The organism is Alishewanella tabrizica, assembly GCF_014652375.1.
GTDB lineage: Bacteria > Pseudomonadota > Gammaproteobacteria > Enterobacterales > Alteromonadaceae > Alishewanella > Alishewanella tabrizica.
In genome coordinates, this window is sequence record NZ_BMYR01000001.1 from 370,972 (window position 1) to 384,260 (window position 13,289).

At 45.5% G+C, this 13,289-nt stretch carries 13 protein-coding genes; 7 read left to right on the top strand and 6 right to left on the bottom strand.

What is annotated here, in order from left to right; all coding sequences use genetic code 11:
* Window positions 1-139: 139 nt before the first annotated feature.
* The 6 genes from IE070_RS01720 to pspA form a co-directional block, all read right to left on the bottom strand.
* A complete protein-coding gene (locus IE070_RS01720) occupies window positions 140-1,372 on the bottom strand; it encodes a trans-sulfuration enzyme family protein (protein ID WP_189479806.1) in 1,233 nt (410 codons plus the stop codon).
* Window positions 1,373-1,586: 214 nt separating this feature from the next.
* Window positions 1,587-2,606 carry a TIGR01620 family protein gene (locus IE070_RS01725; RefSeq protein ID WP_189479808.1) on the bottom strand — a complete coding sequence of 340 codons (1,020 nt, stop codon included), beginning with the start codon at window positions 2,604-2,606 and terminating at the stop codon, window positions 1,587-1,589.
* On the bottom strand, window positions 2,603-3,988 hold the full coding sequence (locus tag IE070_RS01730; protein ID WP_189479810.1) for a YcjX family GTP-binding protein: 1,386 nt from the start codon (window positions 3,986-3,988) through the stop codon (window positions 2,603-2,605). The genes IE070_RS01725 and IE070_RS01730 overlap by 4 nt, the downstream gene beginning before the upstream one ends.
* 29 nt (window positions 3,989-4,017) lie before the next feature.
* Window positions 4,018-4,434 (bottom strand): envelope stress response membrane protein PspC, encoded by a 417-nt coding sequence (gene pspC, locus IE070_RS01735; RefSeq protein WP_189479812.1) that lies wholly within the window; start codon window positions 4,432-4,434, stop codon window positions 4,018-4,020.
* Window positions 4,424-4,663, bottom strand: coding sequence for an envelope stress response membrane protein PspB (gene pspB, locus IE070_RS01740; protein ID WP_189479814.1), 240 nt, complete (start codon window positions 4,661-4,663; stop codon window positions 4,424-4,426). Before pspB ends, pspC begins: the two co-directional genes overlap by 11 nt.
* Window positions 4,664-4,691: 28 nt before the next feature.
* Window positions 4,692-5,366: a phage shock protein PspA gene (gene pspA, locus IE070_RS01745; protein WP_189479817.1), complete on the bottom strand. Its 675-nt coding sequence runs from the start codon at window positions 5,364-5,366 to the stop codon at window positions 4,692-4,694.
* A 186-nt stretch (window positions 5,367-5,552) separates the two neighbouring features.
* Between pspA and pspF the strand changes: the two genes are divergently transcribed.
* From pspF to IE070_RS01780, 7 genes are read left to right on the top strand one after another with little or no spacing between them, the layout of a single operon-like run.
* The gene (pspF, locus tag IE070_RS01750) at window positions 5,553-6,629 is read left to right on the top strand and encodes a phage shock protein operon transcriptional activator (RefSeq protein ID WP_189479819.1); all 1,077 of its coding nucleotides are present in this window, start codon (window positions 5,553-5,555) and stop codon (window positions 6,627-6,629) included.
* Window positions 6,626-8,236, top strand: coding sequence for an ABC transporter substrate-binding protein SapA (sapA, locus tag IE070_RS01755; RefSeq protein ID WP_189479821.1), 1,611 nt, complete (start codon window positions 6,626-6,628; stop codon window positions 8,234-8,236). The genes pspF and sapA overlap by 4 nt, the downstream gene beginning before the upstream one ends.
* Complete coding sequence (locus tag IE070_RS01760) at window positions 8,233-9,249, top strand: ABC transporter permease (RefSeq protein WP_189479823.1); 1,017 nt, start codon at window positions 8,233-8,235, stop codon at window positions 9,247-9,249. The genes sapA and IE070_RS01760 overlap by 4 nt, the downstream gene beginning before the upstream one ends.
* A gap of 1 nt (window position 9,250) precedes the next feature.
* The gene (locus IE070_RS01765) at window positions 9,251-10,144 is read left to right on the top strand and encodes an ABC transporter permease subunit (RefSeq protein WP_189479825.1); all 894 of its coding nucleotides are present in this window, start codon (window positions 9,251-9,253) and stop codon (window positions 10,142-10,144) included.
* The gene (locus IE070_RS01770) at window positions 10,144-11,139 is read left to right on the top strand and encodes a peptide ABC transporter ATP-binding protein (RefSeq protein WP_189479828.1); all 996 of its coding nucleotides are present in this window, start codon (window positions 10,144-10,146) and stop codon (window positions 11,137-11,139) included. Before IE070_RS01765 ends, IE070_RS01770 begins: the two co-directional genes overlap by 1 nt.
* Window positions 11,136-11,897 carry an ATP-binding cassette domain-containing protein gene (locus IE070_RS01775; RefSeq protein ID WP_189479830.1) on the top strand — a complete coding sequence of 254 codons (762 nt, stop codon included), beginning with the start codon at window positions 11,136-11,138 and terminating at the stop codon, window positions 11,895-11,897. The genes IE070_RS01770 and IE070_RS01775 overlap by 4 nt, the downstream gene beginning before the upstream one ends.
* A gap of 53 nt (window positions 11,898-11,950) precedes the next feature.
* Window positions 11,951-13,234, top strand: coding sequence for a transporter substrate-binding domain-containing protein (locus IE070_RS01780; protein WP_189479832.1), 1,284 nt, complete (start codon window positions 11,951-11,953; stop codon window positions 13,232-13,234).
* The last annotated feature ends 55 nt before the right edge of the window (window positions 13,235-13,289 follow it).

Genomic DNA, 13,289 nt, shown 5'->3' on the forward strand with positions numbered 1-13,289 from the left:
AAGCCGCAATGCTGCCGAGATTATTCTAAGAGAGGCTCGGTCAGCGCGTTTATAGCGCTGATACTAGAGGATAGTCCGTCAGGAGTTAATCCCATCACGGTGAAAAGCCGTGATGGTGAGCGTAAAGTATAGCGTACAGTTAAGCCGGTGTTGCTTCCTGGGCCGCCGAAACCGCAGCCTGCGCTACAGGGATGATACTTAATGCTTGCTGCAAATCTGCCAAAATATCGTCAATGTGCTCCAAGCCTATCGATAAGCGGATCAAACCATCACTAATACCGGCTTTAGCGCGTTCTGCTGCTGTGTAGGGGCTATGGGTCATTGACGCTGGATGCTGCACCAGTGACTCAGCATCGCCTAAACTGACCGCTAAACTAAAAAGCTTAAAGCGATTAATAACCCGGCGGCTTTCTGCTAAATCGGCTTTTAACTCTACCGCCAGCACGCCCCCTGCTGCACGCATTTGGTTGCCAATAAACCGATAACCGGGATGGCTGGGCAAGCCAGGATAATGCACTATTGCAACGGCTGGATGCGCCGCGAGATACTCTGCAACCTGTTGCGCATTATCACAATGACGCTGTAAACGAACCGCTAAGGTTTTTAAACCTCGAATAATTAACCAGGCATCATGCGGACTAATTGTGGCCCCCATATCTTTGAGCGTCGTTAATTTTATCGCTGCAATTTTCTCAACATCCGAGATAATGATCCCCGCAACAACATCGCCGTGGCCATTAAGGTATTTTGTAGCACTATGAATCACAATGTCTGCGCCAAATTTGGCAGGTTGCTGCAACAATGGCGTCATAAAGGTATTGTCGATAACTGAGATGATGCCATGTTGCTGACAAAGCCCACATAAAAAAGCCAGATCCAGTACTACTAGACTTGGATTGATCGGTGTTTCCGCAAACAGCATTTTCGTTGTTGGCTTAATCGCATCGATCACCGCCTGATGATCGGTCATATCGACGAAGCTAACATCTATACCGTAGCGACTGAATTGATGGCTAAATAACGCATAGCTGCATCCATAAAGGGTATTACAAGCAATCAAATGATCGCCTTGTTGTAAAAACGCCATGGTTGCTGCAGCCACTGCCCCCATACCCGTTGCGGTTGCGGCAGCGTCAGCCATGCCCTCAAGAGCCGCTACCTTAAGCTCTAATTCACGGGTTGTCGGATTACCCAGTCGGGTATAGATATACCCAGCTTCGTCACCCGCAAAACGGGCAGCACCCTGCTCGGCATTATCAAATACGAAAGTAGAGGTTTGATACAACGGTGTGCTTAAAGCGCCATAAGGCTGTTTGGTTTTACCCGCATGGATACACAGGGTGTCGAGATTCGCATTATTATTATTGATCATTGCTAACACTCTTTAAAGATGATTAATGACTCACCTTTACAGCAATAGCAGAAAGTTTAAAAAAAGGAAGCAAGCCAGACGGCTTGCTATCCATGATTAACCAAAATGCGTAAATAACACTGTCAGCTTTTGTTGTCAGTATTAAAAGATCATCTTGAAATAGGCTGACGTTAATACGCAATTACTCAGAAGCTGTAACAACATCAGCAGCAATTTAGGCTTGGCGCTCGGCCTCAGGCTTAGCGTTAAACCGCGCAACAAGCGCTTGGCTTAGATCCGTAAAATTAAGTCGTTGCGCCTTAACTAAGGGCAAAGGACGTAATTGTTGCTGCGCTAATACACCTAACCTACCAACTAACAGCCCCGCGATAATACCTTGGCCAGCACGAGCAGAAAGCTTGGCAGTCAACTCACTGCCCAATACGTCGCTTGCCATATCTAAAGCAAGTTCAGAACTGCCAGCCCATAATAAAGCCGCTAGTGCACGCTTTAGCATTGCTAAACTACGTAATTGTCCTACCGGCGCACCATAAAGTGCCGCTAGAGCACGCAACATACGGCTGCTTCGCCATACCACCAATACCATATCGGCTAACGCAAAAGGGCTAACAGCTACGGCCAAACTGGTGTCTGTACTAGCACGGCGAATAAGTTGTTGTGCTTGTTTATCAAGATCGCGTAACACCACGGTATCAAATAATTGTAATTGTTCTTGGTCACTATGCTCAGCGGTGATGGCGCTGCGCCACTGGGTGGCGGCCTGTTGGAGGGTATCGCTAGCAGGCATGGCGTGTAAAATTTGCTCGCAAAGCGCAGAAGCTTCACCAAATTGCACACTGTTTGCAATACGCGCGGCTTGCTGCTGCCATTGTTGATTTAAACGAAGCCGCCGCCATAAACGCCACTCGCGAACGCCCACCATGGTCAATAACACGCACACGACAAGACTAAATACCGTGTTGATCGATGCCATCATGATATTGTCTTGCCAACTTTGTTGCAGCCATAGTCCCCATTGCAACACACTGATCAAAATCAGTAGCCCTAGCGCTAGGCAAGCGACGAAACCGAAAGAACGCGATCGCAGCGGTTTTTCAGGCACAACAATCGCAGATTCCGTGGTAAAGTCTTCGGCAGTGAATTGCTGTCGTTGTTGTAATGGCGACGCTAAGACCGGCTCATCTTCGGCACAATGCTGCGCCGAAAACCGTTGTGCAGGTTTGAGTTGGTTCATCGCAATTTATCTCCAAGTAAAAACTCAAGGGCGTGATCCATACGCACATGGGGTAAAGGTTGCTGCACATCCAGCGTGCTTGGCGCGAGCGCCGGAAACTGAAAAGGATGTGTTTTAAATAGTTCTGCTGTCGGCAGGGTACTTGGCACATCGCCCGGAAATAAAGTCACTGGCTGGGCTGCACCCAATTCAAAACCACGGATACACGGTTGTTTTTGTCCGCCTTGTTCTATATAGCCCGCTTGACTTGCGCGGATGGCAGCAAGCGCCATCGCCTCACTTTGCGCCGCCGCGTAATGGCTATGTTTGATTGGCTGCTGAAGTAATTGCTGCAGCAGTAACGTCAATGCTTTATGTTGCTCTGGAGTAACATGATCAGCCTTACTTGCTGCAAAGAGTACCTTATGGATTTGCGGTTTAAATACTCTCGCTACAACACTGGCAGGTCCATAGCGAAAACTTTGCATAATTAATCTTAACGCCTGCTGAAGTTCTTGCATTGCGGCTTCACCGGCATTGAGCGCCGACAAACAATCAACTAGAACCACTTGTCTATCTAAACGGGCAAAATGTTGTTTATAAAAAGGCTTTACTACGTAATCACAATAACTGTTGTAATGTTCTGTCAGCTTTTGTAGCAATGGCGAGGGAGCAGAGAGCTGCTCAGGTAATAAAGGAAATAATTGCAACATCGGCGCACCCGCTAATTCGCCTGGTACGAGTAAACGTCCAGGTTGATGCAAGTAGGTGCCGGCATGTGCGCGAAATTCCTGCAGCAGCGCGCTGTAGGCATCGGTTAACTGCTGTAATTCAAGCTCAGCAAGATTATTAAGATCGGCTTGGCGTAACCGCTCTGCAAAAACGCGACTGAGCGCTTCTCGATGTGGTTGTGCAAACAACGCCCAGCAAAAGTGAGACCACGCCTGATAATCTTGTTGTAGCATAGGTAAATCTAATAACCATTCCCCAGGATAATCAATCAACTCCAGATTAAGCTCACTGTGGCTTTGTAACCGTGCGCGCACCCCATGGGCAGGTTTATATCGCAAGGTTAAATTGAGTTGACTCCATCCCGTGGTTGACGGCGGCCATGCTGCAGGGCGCTGTTGTAAGTGGCGTAAATTATGCTCATAAGGAAAACGAGGCAACGACAAGGGTTGATTGCTGGCTAAGCGCCCGCCCAAATAACGTTGTTGCGCGACTACCGAAAAAAAAGGCAAATGCGCCGGCTGATCGCCTAGCGTTAATTGATGCACGAGTGAGGTAATAAATGCTGTTTTACCTGCTCCACTTAATCCGGTAACGCCCACTCTTAAGTGACGATCCAGGGCGCGGTTACCCCACTGCCGGCCCTGATAATGTATGCCCTCTAACCAACTCATGTTATTCCGTTTTCCTTAAAATACATCGATTACAGATTATTGAATTCCCGATTTAATTGGAAGCGGTTAGACGTAACGTGCCGTTCCATATCACGCAAGGTTAACTCTAAACTGTTAAATTGATGATTTAGATGCGCTAGCGCTTGTTTTGGTGACTCGCCCCGTTGCCATACGCGCGTTTTTAGCTCTACTGGGCGATCCGCATAGGCGACAGGTCCGGAACCTGCGGCGAGCGATCTCGCCGCCTTAGACTTTTTTTCAAGCACCACCCATGCAGCAATATACAGTACAAAAACGATACCTGCGCCACCCAGAAAGAAAGCTGAGACCGTAATAATACGTACCAACCACAGTTCCCAACCGAAATAGTCTGCAATGCCCGCACATACGCCGGCAATTTTGCCGTTTTCGTCGTCTCGAAGCAGTTCACCTTTTTTACTGATCATGTTGAGTTCTCCATCTTGGGCTATCCGCATCTAAAATGGCTTCTAAGGTTTTAATTCTTTCAGCCATTTTCTCTGCTTTAAGGGTTAATGCATTTAACTGATTTAACTCCGCTTCAGTTAACCCTTGCGAGATCTTATTTTTACTGCGGTAGTGCATGATCACCCACAGCGGTGCCACAAAAATCATAAATAAGATCAGAGGCACAAAAATAATCTCATGAATATCCATCGCTCAGTCCTTGGTTAGTACAGACGCCCTACTCAGGCGTCTTTTGTGGGTTATTTAACTTGGCTTTTAAGGCGGCCAATTCATTATCAATCTTATCTTGCGCGGCTAATTCAGCAAACTCATCTTTTAAGCTTTTCTTGCCCAAATCATACGATTCAACCTGTGCTTCTAAAGAATCGATTTTTTGTTCATACCGCTCAAATTTGTACATCGCATCGTTGATCCGGCTGCTATCAAGCGTTTTCTTGACTTCTAACCGATTGGCGACCGTTTGCTGACGCATCAACATGCTCTTTTGCCGCGCTTTGGCATCGGCCAGCTTTTCTTGTAGCTGCCCGACTTCGTCTTGTAATTTACTAATATGTTCATCTAAATTGGCAATGTCCCGATTAACGGCTTGCGCTTGATCGGCTGCTTTTTGCCGTTCAATAAGGGCAGCCCGTGCCAGATCATCACGCTCTTTAGATAATGCTAGCTCAGCCTTTGCTTGCCAATCAGCCGTTTCTTCCTCTAAACGGCTAACTAATCGCTGTAACTCTTTTTTCTCAGCAATGGTTTTTGCTGATGATGAACGCACTTCAACCAAAGTGTCTTCCATTTCCTGAATAATCAGGCGCACCATTTTTTCGGGATCTTCGGCCTTGTCGAGTAAGGCATTCAGATTAGAATTCACGATATCGGAAAAGCGTGAAAAAATACCCATAATAATTACCTCTTAGTTAGTTGGAATGTCGTAGACACATATTACTATTCAGGTTTCTTGCCAACTTGTTTTATTATTTTAAGAAATTGATTTATATAGTGTTTATTTATTTCAAAATAGCGCTGTCGCCTTGAGCAATTATGAAATACACTATTAATTAGCAGATTTCACTAACTTGTAGCCGCTATGAATCGAAAGTACCAACAAGATAACCTGATTGGCCAAGCCAATAGCTTTTTAAATGTGCTCGATCAAGTATCGCAACTTGCCCCACTTGATAAACCTGTACTGATCATTGGTGAACGTGGCACGGGTAAAGAGCTAATTGCCGCCCGTTTACACTTTTTATCGAAACGTTGGGATCAGCAATACCAAACGCTCAACTGTGCGGCATTAAACGAAAACTTGTTGGAAAGTGAATTATTTGGTCATGAAGTAGGCGCTTTCACTGGGGCGAGTAAACGCCATGAAGGCCGTTTTGAACGCGCCAGTGGCGGGACATTGTTTTTAGATGAGTTAGCCAATACGCCTGCGATGGTACAAGAGAAACTGTTGCGGGTAATTGAGTATGGTGAATTTGAACGGGTGGGCGGCAGCCGACCTATTCGCGTTGATGTGCGATTAATTTGTGCCACCAATGAAGATTTACCTTCAATGGCCGAGCAAGGCGAGTTTCGAGCCGACTTGTTAGATCGGTTAGCCTTTGATGTGATCACATTGCCACCGATGCGAGAGCGTCGTGAGGATATCTTACAATTAGCCGAACATTTTGCCATGAATATGGTGCGAGAGCTTGGCTTAGAACTCTTCAGTGGCTTTACTGAACGGGCAAAAAGAACGCTGCTTGACTATGATTGGCCAGGTAATGTTCGAGAATTAAAGAATGTGGTAGAGCGAGCAGTTTATCGTAATAACAATGCCTATGTGCCTGTACATCATATCCAGTTAGATCCCTTTGAATCGGCGTTTCGCCCGAAACAACGGATAAGAACACCGGCCAAATCTGTGACGATGCCGCCGGTAGCGCCTACAACAAACACGGCTTTACCTTTGCCAGCAGCGTTAACACCGTTACCGGATCTGGATTTTTCTTCCGGTTTAGATTTTAAAACACTGTCACAAGACTTCGAAATCAATTTAATTAAGCAAGCGTTGGCAGCTAGCCAATTTAATCAGAAAAAAACCGCTGATATTCTGGGATTGACCTATCATCAACTACGAGGTTATATGAAAAAATACCAACTACTGGACAGCCAACAGTGAACAAACTGGGTATTTTTGCCTTATTTAGCGCATTAAGTTTAAGCGCATGTCAGCCAGAACAACCTGAAACCATCCGAACAGGTTTAGTTTACTGTGCCGAAGGTCCCCCTGAAAATTTTAATCCGCAACGGGTGACGTCAGGGACGACCATCGACATTGTGAGCCAGCAATTGTACGACCGTTTGCTGGATATCGATGCCAACACGGGTAATTTACTGCCAGCGCTAGCCACTGCATGGCAACGTTCTGCTGACGGTATGACTTACGATTTTACCTTACGCCAAGATGTTGCCTTTCATCACACGCATTTTTTCAAGCCAACTCGACCGCTAGTCGCAGACGATATTGTTTTTACCTTTAATCGTATTATGGATCCCACCCATCCCTATCATTTTTTAGGCGGCGGGATTTATCCCTATTTTCAAAGTGTCGATTGGGCAAACTTAGTCAATAAAGTTACAGCCATTGCCGAAGATAAAGTGCGTTTTGAATTAAATCGACCTGATAGTTCATTTCTGGCCAATTTAGCGACCGATTTTGCGCCAGTATTATCCGCTGAATATGCCGCCTCACTCCTTGCTGAAGGCCAACCACAGCGATTAGATACGCAGCCCATCGGTACCGGCCCGTTTCACTTTAAAGAATATCAAAAAGATGTGTTAGTCCGCCTTTATCGCCATCCTACCTATTGGCGAGGCCCTGCGGCAATGGAGCAATTGGTGTTTGATATTGTCCCAAATAATGCACGACGGATGGCAAAACTGCTCACTCATGAGTGTGATATTGTTGCCTTTCCCCGTTTAGCTGAATTATCGCTCATTACTGAACGCCCTGATGTCAAAGTGCAAGAAAGCACTAATATGAATGTGGGATTTTGGGCTTTTAATACCAAAAAGTCCCCTTTTGATCAGGTGAAAGTACGGCAAGCTTTAGCACTGGCTATTAATCAAAGCGCCATCTTACAAGCAGTGTATTTTAATCAAGCTACTGCGGCGAAAGGGATCTTACCCCCTACCTCATGGGCCTTCGATCAGCAATTACCTGCTGCTAATTATGATCCTGCTCAAGCCAGAGCATTATTGGCGGAAGTGGGATTGAGCCAAGGCTTTAGCATGGATATTTGGGCAATGCCCGTGCAGCGCCTGTATAATCCAAACGCTTTAAAAATGGCTGAATTGATTCAAGCCGATTTAGCGCAAATTGGCGTAACGGCTAATATTGTGAGTTATGAATGGAATACGTTTCGACGTAAACTAACCGATGGAGAACATGATTCAGTGCTTATTGGTTGGGCGGCGGATAATGCCGATCCTGATAACTTTTTCCGTCCGTTATTAAGTTGTGCAGCAGCCGACAGCGGCAGTAATCGTGCACAATGGTGCGATCCGGTGTTTGATCAATTATTGCATCAAGCCTTAAGCACTGGCGAGCAACAACAACGATTAGGCTACTACATTACAGCACAACAATACCTGCATCAACAAAAGCCCTTAGTGGCTATTGCACATTCACAACGTTTCCAAGCCATAAACGTGAATGTTGAAGGGGTAAGCGTAAACCCCTATGGTGGTATTGCGTTGTTTGGTGCAAGGCGGATCACCCCATGATAATTTTTTTATTGAGACGTCTGTTTCTGCTTGGTACGGTTTTGTTAGGGTTAAGTATTTTTGCTTTTAGTCTGGGGTATTTGTTTCCTGGCGATCCGTTACAAAACTTTACTGGCTTACGCTACATTGATAGCGCGCAGCGTGAACAATTGATACAGGCGTATCAATTAGATCAATCCTATACCACCCAGTATGTAGCCTTTTTAACGCGTGTACTACAAGGTGATTGGGGATTATCTTTTTCTAGCCAGCAACCACTCCTGAACGAAATATGGCAAGTGCTTCCTGCTACCCTAGAGTTAACGACGTACGCATTGTTACTGTCGTTTTTCATTGGCGTTCCCTTAGGGATCTTGGCCGCAATGAAACCTAATCATCTTTTTTGCAAAAGTATCTCAGGTATGGCCTTGGTGGGCTATTCGTTACCTATTTTTTGGTGGGCATTATTGCTAATTATGTTGTTCTCTGTAACGTTGGGATGGCTGCCTTCCGGCGGGCGCTTGGGCGTTTTATATGAAATTCCCACCCTCACGGGCTTTATGTTAGTGGATATTTTACTATCCAACACCCATTATCAAGATGCGGCTTTGATGGATGCATTTCGACATCTGATTTTGCCCACCCTAGTACTCGCAACCTATCCGACCACAGTGATGATCCGCTTTGTTCGCGATGCCATGCTGGATGTGTGGGAGCAAAATTACATTAAAACCGCCAAAGCAAAAGGGCTTAACCGGCTGCAAGTTTTGTATCGACATGGCTTACGCAATGCACTCTTGCCGGTTATCCGACAAATTGGTTTACAGTTTAGTACCCTCATTACGCTAGCGATGTTAACTGAAGTGATTTTTTCTTGGCCAGGAATTGGGCGCTGGCTAATTGATAGTATTTACCAGCGTAATTTCCCGGCAATTCAAGCTGGGCTGATGATTATCTCTACCCTGGTCATTACCATTAATATGCTTACGGAAATTATGCATACCTTCTTTAATCCGCTGGCCAGGAAGTATTAACATGGCAAAATTCCGGCTTTATCTGGATGAAAATAACCGCTCTCCGCTGGCTCAACTATGGCGTGAGTTCTCGCGACAACACAGTGCATTATTTGGCTTAATCTTATTTAGCACCTTTTTAAGCTTAAGCGTACTAGCGCCCTTTATCACCCCACATGATCCGTATTTGCAAGCCGATAATTTACTGTTGCTCGCTCCCTCTTGGACTGAGCAAGGGTTAGTACAGTACCCTTTTGGAACAGACGACTTAGGCCGTGATTTGCTCTCGCGGATGTTAAAAGGGACGACCTATACCTTTGGACTGGCATTACTGACGGTATTAGCCAGTTTACTAGCAGGCTTGGCTTTGGGGGCATTAGCGGGTATGAGCCGTGGCGTGAAATCGAGCTTTTTTAATCATCTGCTCGATCTTATTTTAACCATACCCTCTTTGCTACTGGCTATCATTATCGTTGCTGTGCTGGGGCCGGGGCTTGAAAATACCGCTTGGGCGGTCATTTTAGCGCTGTTACCACAATTTGTGCATGGGATCAGAAACGCTATCGCCGAACAACTCAAGCAAGATTATGTCACCGCCTATCGATTAGACGGTGCCAATAATTGGCAAGTATTAACCCGTCTTATTATCCCAAATATTTGGGAGAAAATTACCGTTTTAAGCAGTATGGCACTGTCGACGGCCATTTTAGATATTGCTGCACTGGGTTTTTTAGGATTAGGCGCACAAGCGCCTATTGCCGAATGGGGAGCCATGATCAGCGATTCTCTCGATATTATTTATGTTGCCCCTGTTAGCGTAGCCATACCGGGGTTATTAATTTTTGCTGCAGTGTTGTCGGTTAATCTAGTCGGAGATGGGTTAAAAGTGGCTATTCAGAAACGGCGGGAAAGCTGATGTTATTGCTGGATATTAAAAACCTTACCATTGAACTAGAAACCCCCGACGGTCTCATTCGCGCGGTCGATCGCGTTAGCCTTAGCTTACGTGAAGGCGAAACGCGTGGCTTAGTAGGAGAATCAGGCTCAGGGAAAAGCTTGGTCGCAAAAGCCATAGTAGGCGTTTTAAATCGGCGTTGGCGCATTACCGCTGATCGCTTTAGTTGGATGGGCCAAGATATGCTGCAAGTGAGTGCAGAGCAGCGCCGGAAAATTATTGGCCGCGATATCGCGATGATTTATCAAGAACCCAGTCGCAGTTTAGATCCAACGGCATTAGTGGGTGAACAATTAGAAGAGGCAATACCTACGTCACTGCTGGATGGCTATTGGTGGCAAAAACCCTTTTTGCGTAAGAAAAAAGCCATTGCCTTACTGCATAAAGTGGGTATTCGCGATCATCAAAATATTATGCAAAGTTATCCCTATCAATTGTCAGAAGGGATTTGCCAAAAGGTGATGATCGCTATGGCGATTGCCAAAAACCCCAAATTGTTGATTGCCGATGAACCAACTACCGCGCTTGAAAGCACCACGCAAGCGCAGTTATTCCGTTTATTGGCCAGTTTTAATCAATTAAAAGGTATGGCGATATTATTGATTAGTCACGAATTAGAGAGTGTGGCGCGCTATACCCAAAATTTAAGTGTGCTGTATTGTGGCCAATTAGTTGAGAGCGGCGATACCACTGCCATATTAAAACACCCCTTTCATCCCTACACCCATGCGTTAATTAAAAGTGTGCCCGAGTTTCAACCAGACTTATTACCTAAAAGCCCTTTGTACGCACTCCCTGGCAGTATTCCCACCCTCCAGCACTTACCTATCGGCTGTCGTTTAGGTCCCCGCTGCCCGAATGCCCGTAAAGAGTGTGTAAAAACACCTAACTTAGAACGCTTACAGAATCACTACTACAGTTGCCATTTTCCTTTATTAAAACGAGACGAATCATGAGTATATTGTTGGAAGTCTCTGGGCTTGGTAAAAATTATTATAAACAACGTGGCATAACCCGAAAAAAAGTCACGGCCCTAAACAATGTGAGTTTTCGTTTACATAGCGGCAAAACGTTGGCGATTGTAGGCGAAACTGGCTCAGGTAAAAGTACTTTAGCAAAACTGTTAGTTGGGATTGAAAAACCCGACAGCGGCATCATCAAACTATCGGGTGAGCAAGTCGATATAAGTAATTATAAAAAATATAACCATGTCATCCGTTTTATATTTCAAGATGCAGGTCGCTCGCTTAATCCCTTGCAAAAAGTGGGGCAAATGCTGGAAGACGTTTTACGCTTTAGCACCATCTTGGATGCAGAGCAACGCCGCGTAAAAATACGAAAAACTTTGAAGCAACTGGGTTTATTAGATGAGCATGCCGAGTACTATCCGCATATGTTTTCCGGAGGTCAGCTGCAGCGCGTTGCCTTAGCCAGAGCCTTGATCTTAGATCCAAAACTCCTTATTCTCGATGAGGCACTAACGGCGTTAGATCCCTCTTTGCGCGCACAAATTGTCAATTTATTGCTTGAGCTACAACAGCAAGATGGCCTAGCTTATTTGCTGATTACCAACAATTTACAACTTGTGCGCCATATCAGTGACGAGATGTTAGTCTTATATCAAGGGCAAGCAGCCGATTCGGGTCTTACCGCTGAAGTGTTTGCAAACCCACAACACGACTATACAAAAAAGCTGATCAACAGCGCTTTATAAACCGTAAAGTTAGATGCGTTGATCAAAACAACATGTTTTATACAAGGTAACTGATGCTAACTTCTGCGCTGTTGATCGCCTTATCGTCCCCTATGCAATTGGGTACTAACATACCGCAAGCACAAAACAACTCGGCGCATCACCAAATTAGATGCATTATGCAGAATGTTGGCCAGCCTTACGACGTGCTAGACATGCCATGGCTGCGCGCCAGACAAGAGTTGCGATTACAGCGTATCGACGGGTACTACACCGCTATTTTATTAAACGAAATGTCACCTTTTGGGCAATTATCAGCGCCATTATACTTAGAAAATTGGTATTGGTTCGTCGCTCCTTCTGCACAGCGCTTACCAAAAGAAATGAGGCAATACGGCGTGGTACGTGGTAGCCATCAAGCAAAATGGTTTGAGAGCCTGGGGATCACACCGACTGTAGAAGTGAATACGGCAGAAGAGCTCTTGTTAGTATTAAAACGCAAAAGAATCGATACGGTACTGATGGATCTGGAAACCTTTGCAGAAATCGCCGAACGTGTCGAACTTACCACGGAGGCCTATAGTAGCGACTTTTTTCGGTATGTGCCGTTAGGGGTCTACTTTTCAAGCCGTTACTTACAAGAAAAACCCGATTTTCTGGCCGCTTTCAATCACAATATTCCATTATGCACACAAACGCCCTTTGCTCTATCTGAACGAGAAAAAGTGCAAATTAAAAACCAGCTGTTTATTGCCGCGGAACAACTCAGCCAAGACCCTCGCCTGGTCTCTGCCGTACAAGAGGCCAATAGCCAACCGTCTAGTGAAGAACAACTGACGTTACTTGATAAGCAGTGGGCAGATGAGCTTGCGCTTAATATTTCGGGTTTAGCCGTCAGTATGCAGCAAAGCCCCTTATCTAAATATTTACACACTTGGCAGCAACAGTTTTCTGGTCAGGTGGCTGAAATCATGTTAATGGATCAACAAGGCCGTAATGTCGCTATTAGTGAAATTACCTCAGATTATTGGCAAGGTGATGAAGCAAAATTTCAGCAAGCGGTGCAGGCGTTACAGCCTTACTATTTTGATGCAGTAAGTTTTGATGCGTCAACCCAACGCTTTCTCGTCCATTTAAGTATCCCCCTGTACGAGATAAAAACCGACGATAAAACTGCAGGCAATAAAGAAAGGGGTAATAAAGAAACTGCTGATAACACCATAAATAGCAATACGCGAGACGCTAACGCAACTCCCGCTATCCCAGCAACCCCCATAGGCATGTTAATACTAGGCATTGATGTTGAGTTAAGCCTACAACAATGCGCGCAATCCTTAAGTGCGCTTGATTGCAGCTAAACCTTGATTGCAGCTAAACCTTGATTGCATCTAAACGTAGACGCGCAATATATCG

Coding starts and splice junctions, on each gene's coding strand:
- IE070_RS01775 (WP_189479830.1), top strand. CDS start 11,136: ATGAGTATATTGTTGGAAGTCTCTGGGCTTGGTAAAAATTATTATAAA.
- IE070_RS01720 (WP_189479806.1), bottom strand. CDS start 1,372: ATGATCAATAATAATAATGCGAATCTCGACACCCTGTGTATCCATGCG.
- pspB (WP_189479814.1), bottom strand. CDS start 4,663: ATGGATATTCATGAGATTATTTTTGTGCCTCTGATCTTATTTATGATT.
- pspA (WP_189479817.1), bottom strand. CDS start 5,366: ATGGGTATTTTTTCACGCTTTTCCGATATCGTGAATTCTAATCTGAAT.
- IE070_RS01770 (WP_189479828.1), top strand. CDS start 10,144: ATGTTATTGCTGGATATTAAAAACCTTACCATTGAACTAGAAACCCCC.
- IE070_RS01765 (WP_189479825.1), top strand. CDS start 9,251: ATGGCAAAATTCCGGCTTTATCTGGATGAAAATAACCGCTCTCCGCTG.
- IE070_RS01780 (WP_189479832.1), top strand. CDS start 11,951: ATGCTAACTTCTGCGCTGTTGATCGCCTTATCGTCCCCTATGCAATTG.
- pspF (WP_189479819.1), top strand. CDS start 5,553: ATGAATCGAAAGTACCAACAAGATAACCTGATTGGCCAAGCCAATAGC.
- IE070_RS01725 (WP_189479808.1), bottom strand. CDS start 2,606: ATGAACCAACTCAAACCTGCACAACGGTTTTCGGCGCAGCATTGTGCC.
- pspC (WP_189479812.1), bottom strand. CDS start 4,434: ATGATCAGTAAAAAAGGTGAACTGCTTCGAGACGACGAAAACGGCAAA.
- IE070_RS01730 (WP_189479810.1), bottom strand. CDS start 3,988: ATGAGTTGGTTAGAGGGCATACATTATCAGGGCCGGCAGTGGGGTAAC.
- IE070_RS01760 (WP_189479823.1), top strand. CDS start 8,233: ATGATAATTTTTTTATTGAGACGTCTGTTTCTGCTTGGTACGGTTTTG.